The organism is Flectobacillus major DSM 103 (genome assembly GCF_000427405.1).
Classification (GTDB): Bacteria; Bacteroidota; Bacteroidia; order Cytophagales; family Spirosomataceae; genus Flectobacillus; species Flectobacillus major.
This window is the reverse complement of record NZ_KE386491.1, coordinates 1,455,421-1,481,739: the sequence shown is the minus strand read 5'-3', so window position 1 is coordinate 1,481,739 and position 26,319 is coordinate 1,455,421. Positions and strand designations below refer to the sequence as shown.

The 26,319-nt window shown below is 38.1% G+C and carries 20 protein-coding genes; 5 read left to right on the top strand and 15 right to left on the bottom strand.

The window, feature by feature from the left end:
• The first annotated feature begins 216 nt into the window (after positions 1-216).
• The 3 genes from FLEMA_RS0108005 to FLEMA_RS0107995 all read left to right on the top strand — a co-directional run bounded on the left by FLEMA_RS0108005 (position 217) and on the right by FLEMA_RS0107995 (position 6,572).
• A complete protein-coding gene (locus tag FLEMA_RS0108005; protein WP_026995015.1) occupies positions 217-1,860 on the top strand; it encodes a M1 family metallopeptidase in 1,644 nt (547 codons plus the stop codon).
• Positions 1,861-2,209: 349 nt separating this feature from the next.
• Positions 2,210-5,176 (top strand): TonB-dependent receptor domain-containing protein, encoded by a 2,967-nt coding sequence (locus tag FLEMA_RS0108000; protein WP_026995014.1) that lies wholly within the window; start codon positions 2,210-2,212, stop codon positions 5,174-5,176.
• 382 nt (positions 5,177-5,558) lie between these two features.
• On the top strand, positions 5,559-6,572 hold the full coding sequence (locus tag FLEMA_RS0107995; RefSeq protein WP_026995013.1) for a zinc-binding alcohol dehydrogenase family protein: 1,014 nt from the start codon (positions 5,559-5,561) through the stop codon (positions 6,570-6,572).
• A gap of 154 nt (positions 6,573-6,726) precedes the next feature.
• Here FLEMA_RS0107995 and FLEMA_RS0107990 read toward each other — a convergent pair whose 3' ends face one another.
• Positions 6,727-7,113, bottom strand: a complete 387-nt coding sequence (locus tag FLEMA_RS0107990) for a DUF779 domain-containing protein (RefSeq protein WP_026995012.1) — start codon at positions 7,111-7,113, stop codon at positions 6,727-6,729.
• 166 nt (positions 7,114-7,279) lie between these two features.
• Positions 7,280-8,800: an aldehyde dehydrogenase family protein gene (locus FLEMA_RS0107985; protein WP_026995011.1), complete on the bottom strand. Its 1,521-nt coding sequence runs from the start codon at positions 8,798-8,800 to the stop codon at positions 7,280-7,282.
• A 178-nt stretch (positions 8,801-8,978) separates the two neighbouring features.
• Here FLEMA_RS0107985 and FLEMA_RS0107980 point away from each other — a divergent pair, with 178 nt between their 5' ends.
• Positions 8,979-9,914: an AraC family transcriptional regulator gene (locus FLEMA_RS0107980; protein ID WP_044171100.1), complete on the top strand. Its 936-nt coding sequence runs from the start codon at positions 8,979-8,981 to the stop codon at positions 9,912-9,914.
• Positions 9,915-10,092: 178 nt separating this feature from the next.
• On the top strand, positions 10,093-11,646 hold the full coding sequence (locus tag FLEMA_RS0107975) for a sigma 54-interacting transcriptional regulator (RefSeq protein ID WP_044171098.1): 1,554 nt from the start codon (positions 10,093-10,095) through the stop codon (positions 11,644-11,646).
• A gap of 67 nt (positions 11,647-11,713) precedes the next feature.
• On the opposite strand, the gene FLEMA_RS0107970 is transcribed toward FLEMA_RS0107975, so the two are convergent.
• The 13 genes from FLEMA_RS0107970 to FLEMA_RS0107910 form a co-directional block, all read right to left on the bottom strand.
• Positions 11,714-13,090, bottom strand: coding sequence for a sigma-54-dependent transcriptional regulator (locus FLEMA_RS0107970; RefSeq protein WP_026995008.1), 1,377 nt, complete (start codon positions 13,088-13,090; stop codon positions 11,714-11,716).
• Positions 13,091-13,540: 450 nt separating this feature from the next.
• Positions 13,541-15,826, bottom strand: a complete 2,286-nt coding sequence (locus FLEMA_RS76015; protein WP_052354020.1) for a histidine kinase dimerization/phosphoacceptor domain -containing protein — start codon at positions 15,824-15,826, stop codon at positions 13,541-13,543.
• Between the two features lie 5 nt (positions 15,827-15,831).
• On the bottom strand, positions 15,832-16,521 hold the full coding sequence (locus FLEMA_RS0107960) for a YoaK family protein (RefSeq protein WP_026995007.1): 690 nt from the start codon (positions 16,519-16,521) through the stop codon (positions 15,832-15,834).
• A gap of 5 nt (positions 16,522-16,526) precedes the next feature.
• On the bottom strand, positions 16,527-17,006 hold the full coding sequence (locus FLEMA_RS0107955; protein ID WP_044171094.1) for a Dps family protein: 480 nt from the start codon (positions 17,004-17,006) through the stop codon (positions 16,527-16,529).
• A gap of 111 nt (positions 17,007-17,117) precedes the next feature.
• The gene (locus FLEMA_RS0107950) at positions 17,118-17,939 is read right to left on the bottom strand and encodes an alpha/beta fold hydrolase (RefSeq protein WP_026995005.1); all 822 of its coding nucleotides are present in this window, start codon (positions 17,937-17,939) and stop codon (positions 17,118-17,120) included.
• 201 nt (positions 17,940-18,140) lie between these two features.
• Positions 18,141-18,584, bottom strand: coding sequence for a DMT family transporter (locus tag FLEMA_RS0107945; protein WP_026995004.1), 444 nt, complete (start codon positions 18,582-18,584; stop codon positions 18,141-18,143).
• Positions 18,577-19,032 (bottom strand): DoxX family protein, encoded by a 456-nt coding sequence (locus FLEMA_RS0107940; protein WP_026995003.1) that lies wholly within the window; start codon positions 19,030-19,032, stop codon positions 18,577-18,579. The genes FLEMA_RS0107945 and FLEMA_RS0107940 overlap by 8 nt, the downstream gene beginning before the upstream one ends.
• Before the next feature lie 36 nt (positions 19,033-19,068).
• Positions 19,069-20,004: a ring-cleaving dioxygenase gene (locus FLEMA_RS0107935; RefSeq protein ID WP_026995002.1), complete on the bottom strand. Its 936-nt coding sequence runs from the start codon at positions 20,002-20,004 to the stop codon at positions 19,069-19,071.
• A 73-nt stretch (positions 20,005-20,077) separates the two neighbouring features.
• Entirely contained in the window at positions 20,078-20,437 is a 360-nt protein-coding gene (locus FLEMA_RS0107930) for a hypothetical protein (RefSeq protein ID WP_026995001.1), read from the bottom strand.
• 40 nt (positions 20,438-20,477) lie between these two features.
• Positions 20,478-21,851, bottom strand: a complete 1,374-nt coding sequence (locus FLEMA_RS0107925) for an alginate export family protein (protein ID WP_026995000.1) — start codon at positions 21,849-21,851, stop codon at positions 20,478-20,480.
• Positions 21,852-21,853: 2 nt separating this feature from the next.
• Positions 21,854-23,629: an amidohydrolase gene (locus FLEMA_RS0107920; RefSeq protein ID WP_026994999.1), complete on the bottom strand. Its 1,776-nt coding sequence runs from the start codon at positions 23,627-23,629 to the stop codon at positions 21,854-21,856.
• 84 nt (positions 23,630-23,713) lie between these two features.
• Entirely contained in the window at positions 23,714-24,403 is a 690-nt protein-coding gene (locus FLEMA_RS0107915; protein ID WP_026994998.1) for a hydrolase, read from the bottom strand.
• 616 nt (positions 24,404-25,019) lie between these two features.
• On the bottom strand, positions 25,020-25,943 hold the full coding sequence (locus FLEMA_RS0107910; protein ID WP_229359387.1) for an alpha/beta fold hydrolase: 924 nt from the start codon (positions 25,941-25,943) through the stop codon (positions 25,020-25,022).
• Positions 25,944-26,319: the final 376 nt, after the last annotated feature.

The following is a 26,319-nucleotide window of genomic DNA, read 5'->3' as shown; positions in this document are numbered from 1 at the left end:
ACTTCAGAATTGTTTTGAACATACGCTAATGTCTTCATTCTCTATTTACGGATTAGTAAATTCGCTAGTGACAGAAATTTAAACAACCCCAGTAATAAATTTATATACTAAAGAAAAGTTTTTTCAGTTTCTCTAAAAAAATCCCGAACTTCAACGTTCAAACGACCAACCGCCCGTATGTCGGATTTATATTACTAGCTAAATCATCAATATTTAATGAAAAAACTCTTTTTCTTCTGCTTACTCCTAAGCTGCTATAGCTCTTATGCTCAATTACTTAGCAACAAACAAACTTTTACTCACGATGATACTTTAAGGGGGTCTATCACCAAAGAAAGAGCTTGGTGGGACTTAAAATATTATAAATTAAGTGTAAAAGTTGAACCCAAAGACAGCACCTTCACAGGTAGTACTGCTGTTTCATACCAAGTTTTGCAACCTTATCAGGTTATGCAAATTGATTTACAACAGCCTCTTATTATTACCAAAGTGGTACAAGATGGTGTCTCTTTAAAATTCAAGCGTGATGGCAATGCCTATTTTATCGAGCTTCAGAAAGCCCAGAAAGTGGGCAAAAATGAGCTAGTGACCGTTTTTTATACAGGAAAACCTAAAGTAGCAGTACGACCACCCTGGGACGGTGGCGTTTCTTGGAAAAAAGATAAAGATGGCAAGTGGTTTATTGCTACCTCGTGCCAAGGGCTTGGGGCTTCGGTGTGGTGGCCTTGCAAAGACCACATGTATGACGAACCCGACAGTATGCTTATTTCGGTGACTGTTCCTAAAGGATTGATGGATGTATCGAATGGCCGACTGGTAAATATCAAAGAAAATACCGACAATACCACTACCTTCGACTGGGCTGTTAGAAACCCAATTAACAACTACGGTGTCAATATCAATATTGCCAATTATTATCGCTTTTCGGATGTTTATTATGGCGAAAAAGGTAAACTCGACCTTGTTTTTTTTGTTTTGCCCGAAAATTATACAAAAGCTATGGAGCATTTCAAACAAGTACCACAAATGTTGAAAGCTTTTGAACACTGGTTTGGCCCATATCCTTTTTACGAAGATAGTTACAAACTCGTTGAAGTACCTTACTTGGGTATGGAACACCAAAGCTCGGTAACTTATGGTAATGGCTACCAAAATGGCTACCGTGGCAACGACCTATCGGGTACTGGATGGGGCAAAAAATGGGACTTCATTATTATTCATGAGTCGGGGCACGAGTGGTTTGCCAACAATATTACTTACAAAGATATTGCCGATATGTGGATTCACGAAAGTTTTACCAACTATTCCGAAAATCTCTTTACCGAATACTATTATGGCAAAGAAGCAGGCCATGCCTATATTTTGGGCTGTAGAAAGCTAATCAAAAACGACCGCCCTATTATTGGAACATACAATGTCAATCATGAGGGCTCTGGCGATATGTATTACAAAGGAGCAAATATGCTCCATACAATACGCTATATCATTAATGATGAAGCTAAATGGAAATTTATTTTGCGTGGACTAAACACTACCTTTTATCACCAAACCGTAACTACCCAACAAATAGAAAACTTTATATCAAGACACGGCGACGTTGATTTGAGCAAAGTATTTGACCAATACCTCCGAAATACCCAAATACCAACGCTTGAATATAAAACTACCGATAATGTTTTGCAATACCGCTGGACAACCTGTATTGATGGTTTTGATATGCCTATGAGAATTAAATTGGCCGATGGAACATACAAAAAAATATTACCAACTACTTCGTGGCAATCTTTGAATATTGCAAAAGCTAACGAGATTCAATTAGATGAGAATTTTTATATTTTATCCAAAAAACTAAATAACTAATTTTTACCATCAGGGAAACCACTCGTGTTTCCCTATTTTTTTTATTGAAATAAGCCTTAATATCTATATTCTTCATTCATCCTTGATAGATAACGGTCAAAAAGACATTTCTACTAACACTACATTTCTTCTTGGTTGTGGCAATACTACGGCTGTATATTTACGAGCAAACCGCTTGATTGCTATAACAACACACCAGCCAATCTTTATAAAATTCAGTTTTCCATTATTTAGTTTATATCCTTCCGCTTAGGGATACTACTGAGTTTTGCTGTTTTAGTCGTCTGTAACCTATTCCTTACGGGGTTGCATTGGCAGCTATTTTCTATCCATACTACTAATTTCTATCATGAAACCAACAATTACCAAATTCATCCTTACGCTGGGACTACTATGTCTTGGCATGTATTCATTTGCCCAAACCAAAATTACAGGTAAAATCACTGAAGCCCTTGTTGGCGATGTTATGGCTGGAGTCAACATTGCTATCAAAGGCAAAGTAACAGGAACAACCTCTAACCTTGATGGTACTTTTACCCTGTACACGCAAGTACCACTTCCTTACAAAATCGTAGTTTCGTACATAGGGTATCAAACCCAAGAAATTACAATCGACGAAAATACCAAAGTAGTCAATATTGTTTTGCAAGAACAAATTACACAAAGTCAGGAAGTAGTTGTAGCAGCCGCTAGGCTCGAAGAAAATGTAATGAAGTCGCCTGTTTCGGTAGAAAAAATCGACATTCGAAGCATTCAAGCCAACCCCTCTTTCAATTTTCTCGAAAGCCTCAAATACCTCAAAGGAGTAGATTTTACTACCCAATCGATGACCTTTGGCTCTATTAATGCTCGTGGCTTTAATGCCAATGGCAACAACCGCCTCGTACAATTGGTAGATGGTATGGACAACCAAGCCCCAGGCTTAAACTTTTCTATTGGTACAATCGGTGTTACCTCCGATATTGATTTGGCCAATGCCGAGTTTTTACCAGGAGCATCGTCAGCTTTGTATGGCCCCAATGCCCTTAATGGTATTTTGTTGATGAACTCAAAAAGCCCTTTCCTTTATAAAGGATTAAGTGCAAATGTAAAAACAGGAGTCATGTCGGAAAGTAGCCGTACTCGTCCAGTAAGTCCTTTTTATGATATGAGTATCAGATGGGCAACGTCGTTCAACGACCGTTTTGCGATGAAAGTAAACTTTTCTTACCTAAAAGCCGAAAACGATTGGGCAGCCAATAATACCCTCAATATCAACAAAAACCTAGCCTTGGGTAGCAACCGCCAAAATGACCCTGCTTATAATGGTGTAAATGTATATGGCGACGAAATCAGCCAAGATTTACGCAGTGTTGCCGACAAAATGGTACAAAGCAATATATTACCCGCCTCGGCAGCTGCACTTATTCCTTATGGCACATTGGTAAGCCGCACGGGTTACAACGAAAGAGATTTGATAAGCCCCGAAGCCAAAACTATCCGTAGTAATATTGCTTTACATTACCGCCTCACTGAATCTATCGAAGCCATTGGTATGTTTATGTATGGAAGCGGAACTACGGTGTATTTGGGTAATGACCGCTATTCGTTCAACAACTTTGCTGGAATGCAAGGCAAGCTAGAGCTAAAAGGATCTAACTTTTTCTTGCGTGGTTACACTACCCAAGAACGCTCTGGCGACTCTTATGCTACGGGTGTACTAGGACAACTCCTCAATGAAAGCTGGGGTGGTGGTAGCCAAATGTGGTATCCAACTTATGTTTCGGCATATTTGAAGGCATTACAAACCGACAATAACACCCTCAACGCTCATAATATCGCCCGTGGATTTGCCGATACGGCTCGTCCTATACCTGGAACTATGCCATTTAATTCCTTGGTCAACGATATTAAAAGTATCAATATTGCCGAGAAAAACAATGCTCTTTATCCTTATGGAGGGGCTCATTTGTACGACAAAACCAACTTGTACCAAGTAGAGGGAATGTATAACCTCAAGAATCAAATCAAATTTGCAGAAATCTTAGTAGGTAGTAATTACCGAAAATATAGCCTTAATTCGGGAGGAACATTTTATCCAGATAGCGATGGCAACAGTATTTCGGTAAACGAATGGGGTGCTTACTTACAAGCTACCAAAACGTTTTTAGACAACAAACTAAAAGTGGTGGCATCTGGACGCTATGACAAAAACCAAAACTTTGAAGGCCAGTTTTCGCCTAGAATTGCCGCAGTTGTTTCACCGTGGGAGTCACATAGCTTTAGGGTGTCGTATCAATCGGGTTTCCGTATTCCAACTATCCAAAGCCAGTATGTAGATGTAAAATCTCCACAGGCCATTTTGATTGGAGGTTTGCCTAAGTTTATTGAACAGTATAACCTAGCATCTGTCAACAACCCTGCTTATACGCCTGCAACACTCCGAGCTTTTGGCGAGGCTATTACTACTCGTGCTACAAGCCTTGCTCCAAGCATTGCAACGGCCCTACAAGCTGAAGCTCAAAGCAATCCTCAGGCTTTTACTGGAAAATATGGCGTTACACCAACAGCCACCAATATAGCCGACCTAACGTCTAAATTGGCTACTCAACAAGGGTTGCAATATGCCTTGAATAGCGGGGTATTGAAAGCATACCAGTTTAAGCCATACAAACCCGAAGTAGTAAAATCGTACGAAATAGGATACCGTGGCCTTATTGCCGAAAAACTATATATTGATGGCAGCTATTACTACAACCGGTTCAGTAATTTTGCTTATACCGAAACCTTAATTCAGTCAAAAACAGGTTCGCCACTTGGTTTATTAGACGAATCTAATCGCCAGATTTATCAAATGCCTGCTTCTTCACAAGGAAAAGCTGTTACCGAAGGCTATGCTATTGGCCTTGACTACCGTTTGCCTGCAGGATTTTTACTTGGGGGGAATGTTTCCTACAATGTTTTGAAAGAATTTGATGCCAATATTATTGCACAAGGCGGACGTACATCTTTCAATACTCCTCGCTACAAATACAATATATCGTTTGGCAATAGAGGTATTGGCGAAACAGGTATTAGCTTTAACCTAATCTGGCGTTATCAAGAAGCTTTTGTTTGGGATTCGGGCTTTACTGTGGGTTATGCACAAACGATTACCAATGTTCCTGCTATTTCGACTATTGATGTTCAGGTTTCTAAAAAGGTTGCTCCTTTAAAATCAATCATCAAAATTGGTGGTACTAATCTTTTCGGAAAATCATACTATACAGCATTTGGTAATCCTAATATTGGCTCTACCTACTTTGTATCGCTAACTTTCGATGAATTTTTGAATTAATAAAAGCCAAAGCATTGTATTGGCCTTATCAGTTGTAGCTTGACAGCAATGTATTTTAAGCAATCATACTTCAACTTTCTATCATTTTCCTATTAGCAGCTAGCCAATAAATCTGCTTGCAAATAGGAAAACTCTTAGTTAAGAAAGTCATAATCAATACAATCATACATTATAGATACTTTGCAAAGCCTTTTGACCAACCTTAACTGATCAAAAGGCTTTGATATTTTATAGTCTAGTATTTAGTTAGTCTTTGTAAGCATTTTCTTTGTACTATCAAAAGCTTATTTCTACGAAAACAAACAGCCTTATTAGGGTATTTATTGATATTTTCTACTTTATATACTAAACACTCGTAATCTTAACATTCAATTTGTAACGCATGAAAGCTCTTTCATTAACCACACCACACGAATTTCAATATCTACAACTGGATAATACGATAGAAATTTCGCCCAACGAAGCATTGGTCAAAATTCATAAAATAGGTATCTGTGGAACTGATTATCACGCTTTTCAGGGAAAACAACCCTTCTTTAGCTATCCTCGTATTTTAGGACATGAGTTGGGTATAGAGGTAGTAAAAATAGGTTCGGAAGTCGACAATATAAAGGTTGGAGATAAATGTGCCGTAGAGCCGTATTTGAATTGTGGTAAATGCTGGGCTTGTCAACGAGATTTGACCAACTGCTGTGAAAATATCCAAGTATTGGGTGTACATACCAACGGCGGTATGACTGAATATATCAAAATACCAGCTCATAAATTACACGTTTCGGCAATTCTTAATTATGAAGAGTTGGCCTTGGTAGAAACCCTTGGCATTGGAGCTCATGCTGTAGAACGAGCTTCTGTGACCGATAAAGATACGGTTTTGGTTATTGGGGCTGGGCCAATTGGGCTTTCGGTCATGGAATTTGCCAAGCTCAAAAAAGCCAAAGTTGCGGTACTAGATATCAATACCCATCGGTTAGATTTTTGTATTCAACATCAGAAAGCAGATTTTGCAATATTGGCCAACGAGCAGGCCGAAGAAAATATTAAAGCGGCTTTTGGTGGAAATTTACCAACGGTAGTGTTGGATGCCACAGGTAATAAGCAATCTATGCACAATGCCTTTAATTATCCAGCTGCAGGTGGACGCTTGGTTTTTGTAGGTTTGTATCAAGGAGACTTTACTTTTTTCGACCCTAATTTTCATAAAAGAGAATTAAGTATTTTTGCTAGCCGCAATAGCAAGGCCAGTGACTTTACCTATATTATTAAGGCTTTAGAAAATAAACAAATCGACGTAAATACATGGATTACTCACCATGTAGCCTTTGATGAAGTAGCCTCGGTATTTACCAACCTTCTGACTGACACTACATTGGTCAAAGCAGTTATATCGCTATAAATGAAAGCACTAACTTTCTGAAGTTGAAAATCAACTTTCAGTTAATCACAAAAAACAAGGCCAAAATTAGTTTGTATAAATATTTGATTTTGGCTAAAATGCCATAAATGCAACTTAATAGAAGAGCTACGGCCTACTTACTACTAAGTTGCATTTATACATTTAGGACTTCTTGAGGTTGCTCGATATGTGCTAGCTCTTCCATAGTAAGCACCCTCGACTTTAGGGTAAATCGCAAACCTAGGGGAATTTCCAACGAAAATCCAGAGCCTCTTCCTGGCAAAATATCTAAAGTTAATTGAGCATACTTCCAATACTCAAATTGATCGGCACTCATATAAATACCACAACCTGCTGCTTCGCCCACTTTGAGGTCGACACTACCGAGCTTAAAGTCGTCTATTTCAAAGCACATTGGTTGTGAACCGTCGCAACAGCCCCCACTTACATGAAACAACAACCCTCCGTGTTTGTTTTTCAGATGCTTAATCACATCTTTGGCAGATTGTGTAACCAATACCCTTTTGATTCTTTCTTCCATGATATTTTTAGTTGAAGTTGATAGCAACACATTCACAAACGCTGGTTTTTAAAAATCTATTACCCCTTTTGTACTGTACTTAACTCAAAATCAACTTACTAATTGGTAAATTCATACCAATTAGTAAGTTAGCTATTCATTGATTAGGTGATTTCCAAACCATTGCTTAGAAGAACCCAAGCTTGTTTTTGTTATTTGACAACAAGATATTTTTAGTTTGTCGATATTGATTCAACGACATTTTGTGGGTTTCACGGCCAAAACCAGATTTTTTGTATCCACCAAACGAAGCATGAGCAGGATAAGCATGATAGCAGTTTACCCAAACCCTACCTGCTTGCAATTCACGAGGTACAGTAAATAGCTCATGAGCGTCGCGTGTCCATACACCAGCACCCAAGCCATAAAGACTATCATTGGCAATAGCTATGGCCTCTTCGGTAGTTTTGAAGGTGGCAACAGATGCTACAGGGCCAAAAATTTCTTCCTGGAAAATACGCATTTTGTTATGTCCCTTAAACAACGTTGGCTTGATATAATAGCCATCAGGCAAGCCATCTACATATTGGGCAGTACCACCCGTAAGCAATTCAGCGCCTTCGTCTTGTCCAACTTCGATATATCCTAAAATTTTCTGGAATTGCTCTTTTGATGCCTGAGCTCCCATCATTGTAGATTTGTCGAGAGGATGCCCCATTTGAATTTTTTCAACACGTTCAATCACCCTTTCAATAAACTTCTCGTAGATACTTTCGTGTACCAAGATTCTTGAAGGGCAAGTACACACTTCGCCCTGATTTAAGGCAAACATACTAGCACCTTCCAAGCACTTATCGAAGAACTCGTCGTCGGCATCCATAATACTTGGGAAGAAAATATTAGCAGATTTACCGCCCAATTCCATCGTTACAGGAACAATATTTTCGGAAGCATATTGTAAAATCAAACGCCCCGTAGAAGTTTCACCTGTAAAGGCTACTTTCGATACCCGTGGCGACTGAGCCAATGGCTTGCCTGCTTCTGGGCCAAATCCAGTAATAATATTAACAACCCCCGCAGGAAGCACATCTTTGAGGAGTTCCATTAGTACCAAGATACCTACTGGCGTTTGCTCGGCAGGTTTCATTACTACTGTACATCCTGCTGCCAATGCTGGGCAGAGTTTCCAGGCGGCCATCAATAAAGGGAAGTTCCAAGGAATGATTTGAGCAACCACCCCAATAGGCTCATGAATTTGGATAGAAAGCGTATCTGAGTCTAATTCAGAAATACTACCTTCATCGGCACGCAAGCAACCTGCAAAATACCTGAAATGGTCGATAGCCAAAGGAATATCTGCCGCCATAGTTTCACGAACAGGCTTGCCGTTATCTACGGTTTCTACTGCTGCCAAATATGCTAAATTAGCCTCCATAACGTCGGCAATTTTCAATAATATATTACTTCTATAAGTAGCCGAACTGCGCGACCACGTTTCAAAAGCTTTATGAGCAGCATCCAACGCCAATTCAACATCTTCTTTGGTTGAGCGTGCTACTTCTGTAAAAGCATTGCCGTCTACAGGTGAAATATTCTGAAAATATTCCCCTTTAATAGGCGATACCCATTCCCCACCAATAAAGTTTTCATATCTTTCTTTGAACTGAGGACGAGCGACTAAATTACTGGTTTCTACAACGGTTTCCATGTTAATATGAGTTAAAGGATAAATATTTGATTTGTAATTCAAAGTTCATCCTTTTATCGCTAATATATCTTCACTATTCTATCATGTTTCTACAAAAAAATCTCATATTTAATCTTGTTTTGCTTATATTTATTAAATTGCAATAGCAAAAGTAAAAACGCTATTCCCCAAAGCATTTATGGATAAAAAATATGCCCCCCAAACACAAGCACTGACCAATATGCGTCAGCTTCAAACCTTGGTAGAGCATCGCTCTACCTTTAGTTTGAATCACTGTGAGCTTAACATATTTGAAACCCATCAAAAAAGCGAACGTGTAAGCCTCAAGTTCGATAACCTTGTATTTACAGCTATGCTACGAGGCAAAAAAGTAATGAACTTGTTTGGCAATAAGCCTTTTGAATACCTCCCTGGCGAATCGGTAGTAGTACCTTCCCATGAAGAAATGATTATTGATTTTCCTGAGGCTAGTTTGCAGTCGCCTACACAATGTATTGCCTTGGCTATCGACAAAGAGAAAATCAAGGAAACCATAGATTTGCTTAATGAAAAATATGCAAAAGTAGAAACCCACGAATCTTGGAATATAGATTTGAATAAGTTTCATATCAAAAATAGCCTTGAAATGGCCAATACTATTGATAGGCTGGTATATGTATCGAAAGAAAATAATGTTTCAAAAGATATTTTTGCCAATTTTGCTCTGCAAGAGTTATTACTACGTTTGATGCAAACTCAGGCTCGTGTTTTGATTTTTGATAACTATATGCAGTATATCAATACCAACCGCTTTGCTCATGTGGTTAGGTATATCAAAGAAAACCTTGCCGAAAACCTGACCATTGAAAAACTTAGCGATATGGCCTGTATGAGTAAAGCTCATTTCTTCAGGAGTTTCAAGCGTGAGTTTGGGCTAAGTCCTGTAGAATATATTATTCAAGAAAGGGTAAAATTGGCTAAAAAAATCCTTGCCGACCCTATGATGAGTATTACTGATGCTAGCTTTAGGGTAGGTTTTCAGAATGTCAATTATTTCTGTACTATTTTCAAAAAATACGAAGGCACAACGCCTACTTACTTCAAAAAGAGTATTTCGATGCTAAAAGCTTCATAAGAACAATTGACATACCAAATTGGTAAATATCAACATTTTCTGGCTAAAAAAGTCAGCTTTCTCTTTCTATACCTTATTGGAATAGGGTGTTGGGCTTAAATTAAACAGCTCTACCCTCCTATTTTATTGGCTGTATTCATTATTTTTGACCATAAAATAACGTTTTTAGCTCTTCAAAATGCCCAAAAAGCCCCAATCTCCTCCTCTGAACTATCATGACAGTAGCCAAAAAGTATCACTGATATTGCTTTCTCTCGGTAATAGAATGGTACTAGCCGAGCATCTGGATGAAATTGATAGCATTCTCCAAAAACTACTGCCTCAATTGTGTGAAGATGCTTTTTATACTTTATGCTTGCTCAATCAAGAAAGAAATACTTATCGTATTTTGCTGAGTAATACTACCTCCAACAGTTCTGATAACCCAACAGTCATAATAGCATCGCAAGACTCTGTTTTTTTCTCTCAACAAGTTGAGGTTTTCAATACAAAACTCTTGGTAAAAAAAGAGCAAACACCTTGGTACGCTCAACAATGGCTACGGCTGGGGCTTATCGAAACCTTGGCAATTCCGCTTTATGATGGACGCAAGACAAACGGGGTGGTGTTTGTTCATTCGCAACAACAAGGCCAATTTTCAGCATATCTTATTGACATACTATCGGGAGTAGCTCGTTTGGTAGGCTTGGGAATTCAAAAACTTCTTGCCCAAAAACAGGTTCAGGAACTTCAGGGCGAAATAAAAACGCCAACGATAGCCCCTGCTCCCAAACCTATAGCTACCCCTATGGCGAACCATATTATTGGAAAATCATTGGCTCTCCAAGAGGTTTTGCAATTGGTAACCCAAGTGGCTAGTTCAGTTTCGACGGTATTACTTTTGGGCGAAACAGGTACAGGTAAAGAGCTGATAGCCAAGGCCATTCATGAAGCTTCACCTCGAAAAAGTAGAAACATGGTAAAGCTTAATTGTGCGGCTATCCCAGCTCACTTGCTTGAAAGCGAACTGTTTGGCCATGAAAAAGGGAGTTTTACAGGAGCTACCGACCAAAGAATCGGGAAGTTTGAATTAGCCCAAAATAGTACGCTATTTTTGGATGAAATCGGCGAGTTACCACTTGAATTACAGCTAAAACTTTTGCGAGTTTTACAGGAAAAAGAAATGGAACGGATTGGTGGACGGCAAACCATCAAACTGGATGTTCGTATTATTGCAGCCACAAGCCGCCACCTAGAAGAAGAAATTGGAGCAGGGCGATTCCGTGCAGATTTGTATTATCGCTTAAATATTTTTCCGATTATGATACCTCCTCTGCGTAAACGCAAAGAAGATATTCCGTTATTGGTCAATTATTTTATAGAAAAATACGCTCAAATAAGTCATAAAAATATTACGGGTATTTCTGCTAAAGCCCTAGAAGAACTTTTGGTACACCCTTGGCTTGGTAATATCCGTGAACTAGAACACCTAATAGAACGTAGTGTTTTACTAAGCAATAGCCCCATTATCAATAAAGTAGACTTGCCTACTATACCTCAAAACAGAGCATTTGAAATAAAAACATTAGCTACTATAGAGCGTGAGCATATCGTGCAAGTACTTCAATGGTGTAATGGCAGAATTTTTGGGGCCAATGGTGCAGCCATTAGGCTTGATTTACCTGCTACTACGCTGATTTCAAAAATGAAAAAATTGGGTATTAAGAAAGAACATTTTCTCGATACTCCATAAATAACACAGTATTGAAAAGTACACTTACTTAAATAAAATATTAATTCCAAATACCTTTGTAATTTTGTTAGGTATAGCCCATTTTGATACCTAATTTTTTGATTCTTGCATACAATGTTTGGGGCGACATTCCCAATGCTTCGGCAGCCCCTCCTATACCCGACACTTTTCCCTGACAGTTCCTTAGTGCTTTTAAAATATGTTCTCGCTCCATATCATCCATCGTATCAATTACCTCCTCGGCAGGCAGTCTTTTAGCTTGAAACTTGGGTGTATTAGGTAAGTGAATATCTACAATTTCCTGATTTTGTGCCAATAGCACACTCCGTTCAATCAGGTGTTCGAGTTCGCGAATATTACCAGGCCAATCGTAAGCTTGAAGCTTTTGCATGGCCGAATCACTAATTCGAGTGATTTTTCGTCCTGTACAAGCATTGATTTTTTTTAGGAAATAGTGCGTCAATAATGGAATATCTTCTTTGCGTTCACGAAGAGCAGGTAACGCTATCGGAAATACATTTAAACGATAGTATAAATCCAAACGAAAACGCCCTTCCGATACCTCTTGTTCAAGGTTTCGATTGGTAGCTGCAATAATACGAACGTCCACTTTGATAGTTGCGTCACTTCCGATTCGTTCTATTTCTTTTTCTTGTAATACTCGTAGCAATTTTACTTGGGCATCTAAGGGTAATTCTCCTATTTCGTCCAAAAAAATAGTTCCTCCATGAGCTTGTTCAAATTTCCCTATACGTTTTTGATTAGCCCCAGTAAAAGCTCCTTTTTCATGACCAAAAAGTTCTGATTCTATGAGATTAAAAGGTAAGGCAGCACAATTAATTGTTACTAATGACTGATTTTTACGAGCAGATTGTTGGTGAATAGCCTGTGCTACTCGTTCTTTGCCTGTACCACTTTCGCCCAAGATAATAACTGATGTATTGGTCGGTGCTACAATTTTAATTTTCTCTAAAGAGTCCAACAAAACCTTACTATTACCAATAATCCCTTCTATCTCAACAACAGTTTTTTGATTTTCGCTAGGGGTGTCATAGATAGTACCCATTTCAACGCCATAGCGGTATCGGGCTATATCAAGCATCACAAATAAGTCTCGTTCTCGAAAGGGCTTTACCAAAAAACCATAAGGTTGTGTTGCTTTGGCAGCCTCTAGGGTAGTTTGGTCGGTATTGGCCGAAATAAATAAAAAGGGAATTCTTTTTTGTAAAAGCTCACGGGCCAAATCAATGCCAGTTTCATCACCTTTCAAGATAATATCCAATAATACCCAGTCAGGTTTTTTTTGTTCTATGAGCTGTCTGGCACGTTCTACCGAAGTGGCAATTCCTGCTACCAAATAGCCTGCTTTTGTGAGCATTATTTTTAAATCATAAGCCACAATAAACTCGTCTTCAACAATCAGTATTTTATCTTTTTTTATCATTAACTATTAGTGCTGTATGAAGGATTTTATTTTGTTCAAAAGAGTTCTCCTAGTTAGCATTTTTGATGAATGGGCAACCCTTGCGGTTGCCTCTACAAAACAAAACTCTACTATTGCCATTCTGAACATAACAAAGCCCTGCCATACTATTTTGAATGGGGCAACCGCAAGGGTTGCCACTACATCAATTTTATATTTATAGACAATTAAAACTTGCGTACACTACTAATTTAGAATTTATAGAATATGTCTTGAATCCTATTTTATAACAAGGAACTCTTACAATTAACATTTTTGTAGAGGCAACCCTTGCGGTTGCCTGAACACAACAAAACCTTACGATTGCCATTCTGAACATAACAAAGCCCTACTATGCTATTTTGAATGGGGCAACCGCAAGGGTTGCCCCTACATCAATTTTATTTGAACGACATTGCGTACAGCACTAACTTAACTATGTACAATAGAGTGTTCCAATTCGGTTTTGATTGGAAAAATAACGGTAATGGTCAAGCCTTGTTGGTTTTGAATATCAAAAATTCCTTCTATTTGTTCGCTTAGTCCTCGCATCAAACTCATACCCAATGAATCGCTTTCTGTAATATCAAAACCTTCTGGTAAACCAACCCCATTGTCGGAGATAGAGAGCTTGCAACATTTTTCAGAAACGGCTTTCAAAATAATTTTTATCTGACCTTCTTTGGTTGGAAAAGCATATTTGACAGCATTGCTAATGGCTTCGTTTAGAATAAGACCAATGGGTACTGCTTGACCAACATCGAGCGTTATTGGCTCGGTTACTAAATCAAAACTTAGCTTTTTGTCGAGCATAAAACTCTCTTTGGTGTACGAAACCAATTCCCAAATATACCACTCCATATCTATTGTTGCCAGATTTTCGGTTTGATACAGTTTTTGATGTATCAATGATATAGCGTGCATTCGATGCTGACTATTCTGAATGGCTTCGAGGGCATCCAAATTTTGTAAATGTGCCGACTGCGTATTCAATAGGCTAATCACTATCTGCAAATTATTCTTTACTCGATGATGTATTTCTCGGATAAGCCATTCTTTTTCGTTCAGCAACCGCTTGAGTAAGTCGTTTTGTTGGTTGATTTCCTTCTGTTTTTGCTCTAATTGCAGATTGTTTTTTTGTTTGAGTTGATAACGGTTATAACCTAACAACAACAGTAATATCAATACAATTGTACCGCTTATCGAGATAGTCTTTATGATTCTATCGTTGCGAATAGTAGCGTTTTGTAGTTCATTTTTTTGGGTTAAAAATAGGATATTCTTGTCTTTCTGTTCTGTATCGAATTGAATTTGTAAGTTAGAAATCTGTTTGGCTTTTTGGGCATTCATTACCGAATCGGAATATACCTTGTATAATTTGTAATGCTTGATTGCTTCAGAAAGGTTGCCTATGGCAGAGTCGGCCTTAAACCATGTCAAATAGTTTTCATAAAGCATTTTTTTATTGGAAACACTACGAGAAATTTTATCTTGGTCAATCAAAAAAGAATATGCTTTATCCGACTGCTTGGTTTCTATATAATACCGAATCGCTGCATGATTAATATACATTTGGTTCATAATATCTTTAGATGTATCCTTGTTCAATTCCAATAGCTTTGCAAAATGTGGCTTTGCCTTATCATGCTGCTTCAAGTCTAAGTATAGCATTGTGTAGCGGTACTGAAGCATAAGTCGAGTATGATAATCATTGGGCGGATAATTTTTCTCAATATATACGAGTTGATTTAGGGCAAGCTTGAATTTTTTTAATCCTGAATAAGCATTAACAATATTGTCATAAATAATTCTGAGATAATCGGCATCTTGGTATTTTTCGGCAATCGTTGCTGCTTTTTGCCAGCTTTCCAAAGCTCTTTGATATTGACCTAAATAAAGATAACTGATCCCTAATTTGTTATAAATAGAACTCAGCTGCAAGCTTTCATCGCCGAGCGATTCGGCTGTTTTTACAGCCAACAGACCATATTTTATAGCCAGTTCGTAATTACCCATCTGCGAGTACACGCCCGACATTATATTATATACGCCTTGCAAATCTTTGAAATGAATGTCTTGATAAATTTTCAAGGCCAAATCTAGCTGTTCAATGGCTTCGTTTGATTTACCCAAAATACTGTAATAGTCGCCCAGCATTTTCCGAGAAGTAGCTTCGTCTTCTTGGGCATTAGCTTTATGATATAATTGAATAGCTTTGATATAATAGCCAATTTTAGTGTCTATTCCTGTGAGTTCGTTGTTGTGAAACTGGGTAAAATTGGTAAAAAAGTCACCTTGCTGGGCATATAACTTGTGTTTTTTAGCATAAAGAAATGCCCGTTTAAGCTGAATAATAGCTTTATTACGAAGCTGCATTTCATGATAGATTCTTCCTTCAAGAATCATGGCATCGGCAATACCACTGATGTACGAAAGCTGCTTAGCCAATGCCAAAGCTTGTTGCTGAAAAACAAAGGCACTGTCTAAATCCACTTTGAGCTCGCCTGTTTTCTCTAAACAGTAACGTCCATATTCAATCAAAAAATCAACTCTCTGAGGACTATTCTCTGGTAAATTCTTTAGCCCTTCTCGAATAGTCTGAATTTGTTTTTTCTCTTTACCAAAACTATTTTGTGGACTACAAATACACAATACAACATAGCATACAAAAGCTACCAACGAAGTTTGCCTATTTAGCAAGGGTACATTTTTTTCCATATTTCTTACATATTGTTTTTGGTGGTACGGAGTAAAAAAGCACTACATATCAATAAAGCTAAACTGGGTAGAAAAAGGGCTTTTAAGGCCATAAGGTTGGCTAAAAGAGCTCCAAGAAGGCATCCAAACAAAAAACCTCCAATGGTAAATAATTGTTTTTGAATACTTTCTTTTAAGCTTGGCCAAGTGGTAAATCTGCTGCGAAATAGATTACCAAAATCTAGGGCCAACTGTGTTACATTTCCTGTCATCATGGTTGTTGGGCCATGCGTGTCTTGGCTATACAATTTACCAAAAGCATTTTGTAATCCCAAAGCAAATACCACCATCATTACAATAAGATAAATACCATGACCATTGTTTAGATTATACCACGTTGGTACAATACACGTAGCCAAAGCAGCCAGTAGCAGTAATACACTCTCGACAAGCAACAATACATACCGATTAAGGAATTGACCACTTAGCCAACCACCTACCATCACAGCGATTACAAATACAGGAAAAGTAGTAAGCTGAAGCCACGAAGAAGTATGGTTATTGGCAATTGCTTGTGCTGCAAAAACAATAAAATTACCTGTAACGTGTGCCGAAAAAATGGACTTTCCCGACACAAACGTTACTGTGTCGCAACATCCTGCCACACTTGCCAATAGAAAGGTTAATAAACCAATATAGGGTTTTGGCTCTTTCATCACATTTATTTTAAATGGGCTCTTAACATCCAAGCCATTTTTTCGTGAGTTTCCATCAAGCCTGTAATAAAATCGCTTGTTCCTAAATCGTGGTATTCAGTAGCAAACTTGTTGATATTTTCTCGCAGATGAATTATCACTGTTTGATGGTCGGCCAAAAGCTCTTTGATATAGCCCGTACTGTCGTTGTCCTCACGAGACTCTTCACTGAGATGCGTAAGTTGCAAGTAGATTTTTAGGGTTGCAGGTGCATAATGCCCGATCGCACGGATTCTTTCGGCAACATCATCCATCGCTTCGTCTAATTGCTCGTATTGGTTTTCAAAAAACTTATGAATCGCATAAAAATCTGCTCCTTCTACATTCCAGTGGGCATTTCTGGTTTTGGTATAAAGTACAAATTCGTCGGCTAAAATTTTGGAAAGTTCTAGGGCAACATTTGCTCTATATGTTTCGGTGATTCCTATTTCTGCTCCTTTATTCATGGTCTGATTTGTTTTGTGGGATGTGTTAGAAATGAGTCTTTTTTTACAAAAAATAGATAAGTACCTTGGGGAATAGAAATAGTGCCCATTCCCCAAAGCAGTTATCTTTGTTTATGATTTAACAAATGCTAAAATATCGGCATTGATGGTGGCTGCTTCTGTCGTTGGCATTCCGTGAGGAAAACCTGGGTAAGAAATAAGCGTACCGTTTTTCAAAAGCTTCACAGCTTTTACTGCGGTAAGTTCAAAGGGAACAATTTGGTCATCTTCGCCATGCAGTACAAGTACTGGAATATCCACAGCTTTGAGGTCTTCGGTAAAATCTGTTTCAGAAAATACCTTCACACAGTTATAATGTGCAACAATACCACCCATCATTCCTTGCCTCCACCAGTTATCACGAACCCCCTGCGAAATAACAGCACCTTCACGGTTATACCCAAAAAATGGAATCGTAAAATCCTGAAAATATTGTGGGCGTTTGGTAGCTGTTCCTTCACGAATTTCTTCAAATACCGACATCGGAATACCTTCTGGATTACTCTCTGTTTGAACCATAATAGGTGTTACGGCACTAATCAAAATCGCTTTTGCTACTCTTCCTTGACCGTGTTTCGCCACATAACGAATCACCTCGCCACCACCAGTAGAATGCCCAATGTGTACGGCATCACGTAAGTCGAGGACTTCAGTGAGTTCGGCTACATCGGCTGCATAAGTATCCATATCGTGGCCATTGGCTGTTTGTGTTGACCTGCCATGTCCACGACGATCATGAGCAATTACTCTAAAACCTTGATTCACAAAAAACATCATTTGTGCATCCCAGTCATCGCTCGATAGTGGCCACCCGTGGTGAAAAAAGAGAGGTTGTCCTGTTCCCCAATCTTTGTAATAAATTTCTGTTCCGTCTTTTACTGTAATCTTGCTCATGTTATTAAAGGTTTAATTGTAAATAATAAATTATGGTTGATTAAAATTGATTCTACTAAATGATTGAGTGACTAGGTGATTGAGTGATAAACCGAATTAAATAACTAAAAATCAATCTATTACAATAAAATTTGATTTTTCCGATAAAAAATCGTTTTAACAAATCACTAATCCACTCAATCACTAACTCACTCAATACCTTTAAAACGAGCGAATAATCACTACGCCCGCAATGATGAGTAACACACCTACGACTCGGTAGATATTGATGCTATGTTGTACCTGTACGAGAATATTGAAATGGTCGAGTACAAGCGAAATAAATAGTTGGCCCGCCACTACAAGACCAAACGTAAGAGCAGGCCCTAGTCGAGGAAAAGCCAATACGATAGTGGTTACATAAAAAGCTCCTAACACACCTGCTACCCAAGTATGGGCTGGGATATTTCGAAACTCGGCAAGATTAAAGCCTTGTTTAGTAATTCCAGCGTAGGTTAGCATGGCTAGCGTACCCACAGCAAATGATATAAGAGAAGCCCAAACAGGACTTTCGATAACTTTGCCCATTTTAGTATTCAAGCCCGCTTGAATGGGTAGTAAAGCCCCTGCTAAGACTACCAAAAGAATCCATAAAACCTTAGTCATGATTAATTGTATTTTTGGCGATGATAGTATCTAAACTGTATTTTCCTGCACCAGTGAAGGTTAGAAACAAAAAACAAAGGCTATACATAAAAGGAATGTCTCTGACCAATAAGCTGTCGTGACCATGTACAATAAAGTATCCAGAAAGTGTTACGGCCAAAATAGGTAGTGTTGCCAAGCGAGTAAATAGCCCCAATATCACCAAAATAGGGCAAATCAAATTGGCTGCTAAGGCGATATTCTCGTTAATCCAAAGGGGCATATTATAGGGATTTGGAATAACCTCGGCAACGCCGTTGGGAATACCCAGCTTTTTCAAACCATGAACCACAATCAGTTCGAGGCTCAATAACACCCTGAAACACAGCAATACAATAGCTTGTTGTGTATTGGTAGACTCAGCGAATAACAAACTATTTAGTCGAGTACTTATTTTTACATTTTTCATAAAATTGATAGGGATAAATGCACAACTCAATAATAACTAATCAATTACAACAAGATGTTGTTCTATATCAGAACGATATGGCTCGTACTGAGCTGGTAGTTTTAGGTTTTTCCCCAATTCAGCTAATGGTTCGTCTACTGTAAATCCTGGATTTTCGGTAGCTATTTCAAACAAAACACCACCTGGCTCTCTGAAGTATAAAGAATGGAAATAATTGCGGTCTATCTGGGGAGTAATATCCAAGCCAAGTGCCTTGATTTTGGCACGGAATTGCATTAAAATCTCGTCATTTTTTACCCGAAATGCCACATGATGTACACTTCCACCAGCTACCTCGCCCAAAGGTTCTTCGGGTAATTCTATCAAATCAATGACGTTGGCAGTATCAATAGCCTTCGTTGCATAACGATAATTTACACCCTCTTGCTGGATAAGTTGATATCCAAATATTTCGGTCAAAATCCTCGCTGTAGGGGCTACTTCGTTGAGGGTAAGCGTAATACTATGAAAACCCTTGGTAGCCACTTCAGCTTTTACTGCGTCGGTTTCCCAAGCTACTCTATTATCGGGCGTTTCGGCTTCAATCAATGCTAATTTTAGTCCATCTGGGTCAAAAAAAGTCAAGAACTTTTCTCCAAACTTTGTGGCTGGCTTGTGGTATACTATAGCATTTTTTTCAAATCTATCTATCCAAAAATCTAAACTTCCTTTGGGTACCGAATAACCTATTTCTGAGGCGGTTCCTGCTCCTATTTCACCTTGTTCTATATCGCCCCAAGGGAAAAATGTCAAAATCGTACCTGCACTACCATATTCATCACCATAATAAAAGTGATAGGTATAAGGGTCGTCAAAATTGACAGTTCTTTTGATAAACCGAAGCCCTAGTACTTGAGTATAAAAATCAAAATTGCGTTTGGCATCGCCAGCAATGGCTGTAATATGATGAATGCCCAAAATTGTTTCTTCCATGGTTATAGTTTATTTAAGAGGATTGACTTTATATGAGTTTCATAGAAATGATATATTGATAATCAAACAATACTTAGTTGTTAAGGTATTCGGTCAGGCGTTGATATTGGTATTCGGCACATATAAAGCTTTGCTCTATTAGGGCTATCTCACGGGCTATTTGCTGAGTATGTAGGAAATCTTCAGTCTCAAAAATTTGGTATATTTTTTCGCAAATACAGATATTTTGATGGTATATTTCATGTAAGTGTAGTAACTCCTGTTCTATTTTTTGTACCTCTTTTACAATAACGCTATCGGTTACTTCCCAATAATATTGGTTCAAAAACGAGAGCCCCAACTGAATTTGCTCAACACCCACCTGTAGCCTTTTATGGTACATCATTACGGTAGAAATAACTATCTGATATGTAAGAGGAAGAGATGTATTCATGGCGTTATTGAGTAAATTTCTAAGACATTCCTGATTTTACTTAAAATTTGAACTGTGTAGTAACCGCTGTGAATAATATATCTTTACCAGTACTTACTTCCTTCAAATAAGGCCCTGTTTCAAACCAAGTGCCTTCGAGCCGAAAGAATAAAAATGGATTGAGTTGATAATTAAATTCTGCCGACAATTGTGTACCGATAAACTGGTCGTTGGTATTTTTTCCTGAATAAATCAGCGACATATTGGGGGCATAAATGCCATCTTTTCGGCTGAGTCGCCAGAAAATATCGTAATCGATGCCAAATTCTAATCGTTCATTCAACTCCAAATCAAGCGAGGGGTGAAAATCGAATAAATTGGATGGGCCAATTAGTGCTGCCAAGCCAAAGTACGCTCCTTTGGGATACAGTGGATTGAAAGTTTGTAAACGATTATCACTCAAATTTCTATCGCCCGAAATGGCTTCTGTTTTCAAGCCTAATTTAGGTTTTAATGCCACTTGACTAAACTGATAAGTAGTGTTTGACGAGAGTGTCCAAGCTGAAATTTGTTGCTGTGCAAATGTGCCAAACTGAAAAACCCCTTCAAAATCATACTGCCAATCGCCTTTGTTTTTCCAGATTCTTGTGCCTATCGAATGTCTTATTTCTTCACCTTTGCCAGCGTCGTAAGTGGCTTGTTTTTTGCGAATGCCCAAATAATACAAGTCGATATTATTTAAAAAAGAAGCATGATTAATGACCGAATAAAAGCCCCAAAGTTGAGTATTTTTATTAAAAGCGTCGTCAAAAATGCCTGCTTTGTTGGCGATTGGATGCGTATAAAAGACATCAGATTTCAGATTTTTTTGTTGAAAAATAAATTTTATTCCATCAAAAGCCAAACGATTGTTGGGGGCTTCACGCACAGCAATCAATCTTTGTGAACCATAAGTCATTTCTTGGCGACCTACTCTCAACAGAACTGATTTATCTTTTTGTTGCCATAAAAAAGCATCTGCAAAAGCTTGGTGAATATCTAAAGTATTTTCTTCTACTGGACTCGGATTAATTCGGCTATTGGCAAGGCTACTTTGCAACTGAAAAAATGCTCTGAAAGTAGGATTAATGTGATAGTCGATATGAGCCAAATAGCGAGTCAATACATAACCGTCTTTATCGGTTGATATATCGCCCCAATCTTCGTTTTTGATGGCGAAGTACTGATACCTCACTTCGCCACCAACCGAAATATAACTTTTACCAGAAGTACCTACTTGATTATATTTCAAACGATTATACCAATGATTACTTGTGTCTTTTTTAAGAAAAGTCCAATTTTCATCGTATCTCAACATTTTAAAAACTGGACTATTTTGGGCAAATGCTAAGGTATTCCAACTTAAAATCCCCATTAGCCACAACAGTTTTTTCATAACTATTTGGTTTGATAACCACCATAATATTTCACTGGACTCCAACTTGGAATAACAGGTAAAGCTTGCGGTGCTACGCTTTGGAAAGTACTTGTACCAAACACTACTTTACCGTCAACAATGGTCAATTCGGAAGTAATATCTTTGATTTTCTCTTCGGCTACTTCAAAATAATCGTCGCTCAAAACAATCAAATCTGCCAAATATCCTGCTTGAATTTTACCTTTATTTTGTTCTTTGATAAGGCTATAACCACCTGCCGTAATCAATTTCAAGGCTGTATTTCTGTCCACTGTATTTTCTTTTGCCATTACTTGTGTGCCGCCGACTGTTTTTCCAGAAATAATCCAATACAACGAAACCCAAGGGTTGTACGAAGCCACACGAGTACCGTCTGTACCCAAACCTACTGGAATGCCCAATTCAAGCATTCTTTTTACTGGCGGGCTCGCCAAAGCAGCATTTTTTCCATAACGATGAATAAAACTTTCGCCTTGAAAAGCCATTCTGTGCTGAATAGCAATACCGCCACCTAATGCCTTGATACGCTGCATATTTTCTTCGCTGATGGTTTCGGCATGGTCAAAAAACCAAACTAAACCGTTCAGAGGCGTTTCTTTGTTTACTTCTTCAATCACAGCCAAATCCCTTGAAATACTTTCGTTGTAAGTGGCGTGCAAACGGAAGGGCCAGCGATTTTTAACCAATAATTGTAAAACGGGTTTCAAAGAACTTTCCATCGAATTAGGCAATTCTGGACGAGGGAAAAGGAAATTTTCAAAATCTGCGGCATCGGCAACCAAGTTTTCGCCACCACCTTCTACATGATAATCTATTTCGTTGATGCCATTTCCGTGCTGATGCTCAAGGTCAACCATTCCAGTCCAGCGAGTATAATCTTTTAGCTCTGTACCTTTTTTCTGTGCAAAAAGATAATAGGGAAGTCTGACTGTAATTTTGCCTGCTTTGTTGAGCGAGTCAGTAATGTTATAATCATCGGGAAAATTCTGAAAGCCCCCTCCTGCATCCATCACAGCCGTTACGCCCAAGCGATTAAGTTCGCTCATGTATTGTAGCGTAGAATTGATTTTTTCTTCGGTATTCAATTCAGGAAGTTTTGCCAAAGTAGAGTATAAAATAAAGGCATTCGGTTCAGCTACCAACAAGCCTGTTGGGTTTCCGTTGCTATCTTTTTCGATTAATCCTGCAATAGGATTCGGCGTTTCGCCAGTGATATTCAATTTTTTGATACCTGCCTGATTCAGCCATGCTTTGCCATATAAGTACAAAATAAAAGTAGGCGTATTACCAGTGGCATCGTTGATTTCTTGGATAGTAGGAAGGCGTTTTTCTTCAAATTGGTATTCGTTCCAACCACCAACTACTCTTACCCATTGTCCTTCTGGTGTTCTTTGGGCTTGTTCTTTTAACATCTCCAAAGCACGTTTTAGGCTTTTTACACCGTCCCAACGTAATTCTGTATTGTAAAAGCGTCCCCCACGAATCACGTGCAAATGGCTATCGAACAAACCCGGCACAATGGTTTTTTGTTGAGCATCTACCAATTTTGTTTTGGCATTTTTCAGTTTTAAAATCTCTTTGTTTGTACCCACCGCCAAGATTTTATTACCAAGTATCGCCACCGCTTCGGCTTTTTGATGCGTATCGTCGAGCGTATTTACTTTTCCGTTGAAAAGAATCATATCAGCTTTTTGTTGGGCAAAAGTATTGCCAGCCAACACAAAAAGTATGATTGCGAGTGTGGATAAAGTTTTCATATTCGTAAGAAGAAAGGGTATTGAGGAAAGAATTTTGGAAGAAATGCTTTAGGCTATTCGATAACCTAAAGCATTTCACTAATCTTAGTGTTTCAACATTTCGTGTGCATATTGGATACCAATACCGTAAGAACCACCGTATTTTTTCACAAGGTTAGTTACAGGTACATACGTTTCGCTACGAGCCCAGTCACGTTGTAATTCTAATAAGTACTGGATAGCTGTAATGGGGTGTGCTCCAGCTTGAACCATACGAGTTACGGCTTGTTCATGGGCTTCTTTTGAAACGTCTCCACTTGCGTCCGTTATTACATATACGTCATATCCTTCGCTGATGGCAGACAACGCTGGCCCTACAATACAAACGCTAGTCCACAAACCTGCTAAAACGATTTTTTTCTTGCCTTTATCTACAATTGCTTTGTGTGCATTTACATCTTCCCAAGTATTCATGGTTGTACGGTCGATATAATTTGAAGTAGCTTGTGGATAAAACTCTGAAACTTCAGGAAAAACTGGCCCACTGAATGATTTTTCAGCTACCGTAGTTACTACTGTCGGGATTTTGAAGATTTTTGAAGCACCTGCTACAATGGCTGTATTGTTGCGTAAATCAGTCATTTCGATACTTTTTGTAGCAAATCCCATTTGTGATTCATGGTCGATAAGTACTAAAGCGTGGTTGGTTGGGTTGAGCAACATCGGAGACGGTTTTTGAGCAAATCCTACAAATGATGCTACTACGAATGCGAGAGAAAGAATTGACTTTTTCATGTTTTTTGTCTGTTTAAATTATTCGTTTTTTTATTGTTAAATGGATTTTTAGAAAAATTTGGCCGTAATCAGCAAGCCTCTTGCTAGAAGAAGTTATTGTTTGACTAAGCGTAAGTGTAATTGATTTTTGTTTTCTTGTTTCAAAATTAGCTCCTTCCATTCACTTCTACATTGATGTATGTTAAGTAATAAAATGGGCTTTTGGTGATACTAAAAACTTCTATTTGACTGCTTTCTTGTTTCAAAATTAGCTCTTTCCATTCACTTCTGCATTGATGTATGTTAAGTAATAAAATGGGCTTTTGGTGATACTAAAAACTTCTGTCTGACTGCTTTCTTGTTTCAAAATTAGCTCTTTCCATTCACTTCTGCATTGATGTATGTTAAGTAATAAAATGGGCTTTTGGTGATACTAAAAACTTCTGTCTGACTGCTTTCTTGTTTCAAAATTAGCTCTTTCCATTCACTTCTGCATTGATGTATGTTAAGTAATAAAATGGGCTTTTGGTGATACTAAAAACTTCTGTCTGACTGCTTTCTTGTTTCAAAATTAGCTCTTTCCAATCACTTCTGCATTGATGTATGTTAAGTAATAAAATGGGTATCACTCATCCATCTATTTCTTTAAGAAAGCCAAAAGTTCGGTATTGAACTTTGGTAATTCTTCAATGAACAAAGCGTGACCACTGTTTTCAAATTTTACGATATACGAATTTTTGATGCCTGCGTGCATTTGTTCAGCCAAACTAAAGTCACAAATTTTGTCTTTTGTACCATGAAAAATAGCAGTAGGAACTTTAATTTTATCTAAGTCCTCTCGTAGGTCTGCATCTCTTAACGCAATTAGGCTTTGAGTGGTAGCATAAGGCGAAGCTTCCATATTGATAGCCCCCAACCAAGCACCCAATGCAGGCGAAACGGCGGTTTCGGTAGCACCAAATATTTTACCAAAGTTTTCTAATAATTGTGGTCTATTTTCTCTGCTTAACTCTATTAGTCCATCTACATTCTCTTTTTTGGTCCAGATAGGTGCTGCTGCTCCAAACAAAACCAGTTTATTGATATGAGCGGCCTTGTACTTGGCTGTATAATGAATAGATATAGCTCCACCCATCGAAAAACCACCTAAAGTAGCATTTTGGATATTGAGTTTGTCCAAAATCACCTTAATATCGTCGGCGTATACATCATAATTATACTTTCCATAGGGTTTATCCGACTTACCGAACCCTCTGAGTGTAATGCCGATTACTCGGTAATTTCTTTGAACTAAATATTGATATTGATACTCGTACATGGCATCGCCAAGTGGCCATCCATGAATTAATACCACAACGGGGCCTTCACCCAAGTCGGTAACATGGAGCTTTACATTCTTTTCTACCTCAATGTATTCTTCTCGTCCTAAACCGCCAGGCACACGCTTGGTTTGTGCATTGATAGCAACCGATAATACTAACATCGAAAAAAGAGCTGAAACGAAAAGGCTAGCTCTAAAGCCTAATTTACGGTTGTTGCTGAGGTTAAAATTTGCTTTCATAATTTTGGGGGTTATATATTGTTTAGAAATTAACTACCTATTCTAAAGCCAAATATCACTCCAAAATCACAAATAACTAATAATCAGACCATTAGATATTTTTTGTAAATATTTCAACTACGATATTTCGTAATTTTATATTTTACCATCTTAATTTTTATAAAAAATAGCTAATGAATCGTTGTGTTATCTAAACTTTTATAATTTTTCACTTAGCTAATTCATTGAGAAATATACTAATAATAAAAAGTCAACCCTCTGGCATAAACAGCCCTATTATTTTTTTCAACAACCTCAAAAAACACTATATATCACTGATTATCAACCGAATAATAAGTATTCACTAAGCTTTTTTGATATATTCAAAAATATCCTT

Excerpts from the sequence above, each read along its gene's own strand:
- FLEMA_RS0108000 (WP_026995014.1), top strand. The coding sequence starts at position 2,210 with ATGAAACCAACAATTACCAAATTCATCCTTACGCTGGGACTACTATGT.
- FLEMA_RS0107995 (WP_026995013.1), top strand. The coding sequence starts at position 5,559 with ATGAAAGCTCTTTCATTAACCACACCACACGAATTTCAATATCTACAA.
- FLEMA_RS0107930 (WP_026995001.1), bottom strand. The coding sequence starts at position 20,437 with ATGAATACATCTCTTCCTCTTACATATCAGATAGTTATTTCTACCGTA.
- FLEMA_RS0107950 (WP_026995005.1), bottom strand. The coding sequence starts at position 17,939 with ATGAGCAAGATTACAGTAAAAGACGGAACAGAAATTTATTACAAAGAT.
- FLEMA_RS0107970 (WP_026995008.1), bottom strand. The coding sequence starts at position 13,090 with ATGATAAAAAAAGATAAAATACTGATTGTTGAAGACGAGTTTATTGTG.
- FLEMA_RS0107910 (WP_229359387.1), bottom strand. The coding sequence starts at position 25,943 with ATGAAAGCAAATTTTAACCTCAGCAACAACCGTAAATTAGGCTTTAGA.
- FLEMA_RS0107940 (WP_026995003.1), bottom strand. The coding sequence starts at position 19,032 with ATGAAAAATGTAAAAATAAGTACTCGACTAAATAGTTTGTTATTCGCT.
- FLEMA_RS0107935 (WP_026995002.1), bottom strand. The coding sequence starts at position 20,004 with ATGGAAGAAACAATTTTGGGCATTCATCATATTACAGCCATTGCTGGC.
- FLEMA_RS0107990 (WP_026995012.1), bottom strand. The coding sequence starts at position 7,113 with ATGGAAGAAAGAATCAAAAGGGTATTGGTTACACAATCTGCCAAAGAT.
- FLEMA_RS0107975 (WP_044171098.1), top strand. The coding sequence starts at position 10,093 with ATGCCCAAAAAGCCCCAATCTCCTCCTCTGAACTATCATGACAGTAGC.
- FLEMA_RS0107980 (WP_044171100.1), top strand. The coding sequence starts at position 8,979 with ATGGATAAAAAATATGCCCCCCAAACACAAGCACTGACCAATATGCGT.
- FLEMA_RS0107955 (WP_044171094.1), bottom strand. The coding sequence starts at position 17,006 with ATGAATAAAGGAGCAGAAATAGGAATCACCGAAACATATAGAGCAAAT.
- FLEMA_RS0107915 (WP_026994998.1), bottom strand. The coding sequence starts at position 24,403 with ATGAAAAAGTCAATTCTTTCTCTCGCATTCGTAGTAGCATCATTTGTA.
- FLEMA_RS76015 (WP_052354020.1), bottom strand. The coding sequence starts at position 15,826 with ATGGAAAAAAATGTACCCTTGCTAAATAGGCAAACTTCGTTGGTAGCT.
- FLEMA_RS0107925 (WP_026995000.1), bottom strand. The coding sequence starts at position 21,851 with ATGAAAAAACTGTTGTGGCTAATGGGGATTTTAAGTTGGAATACCTTA.
- FLEMA_RS0107985 (WP_026995011.1), bottom strand. The coding sequence starts at position 8,800 with ATGGAAACCGTTGTAGAAACCAGTAATTTAGTCGCTCGTCCTCAGTTC.
- FLEMA_RS0107920 (WP_026994999.1), bottom strand. The coding sequence starts at position 23,629 with ATGAAAACTTTATCCACACTCGCAATCATACTTTTTGTGTTGGCTGGC.
- FLEMA_RS0108005 (WP_026995015.1), top strand. The coding sequence starts at position 217 with ATGAAAAAACTCTTTTTCTTCTGCTTACTCCTAAGCTGCTATAGCTCT.
- FLEMA_RS0107945 (WP_026995004.1), bottom strand. The coding sequence starts at position 18,584 with ATGACTAAGGTTTTATGGATTCTTTTGGTAGTCTTAGCAGGGGCTTTA.
- FLEMA_RS0107960 (WP_026995007.1), bottom strand. The coding sequence starts at position 16,521 with ATGAAAGAGCCAAAACCCTATATTGGTTTATTAACCTTTCTATTGGCA.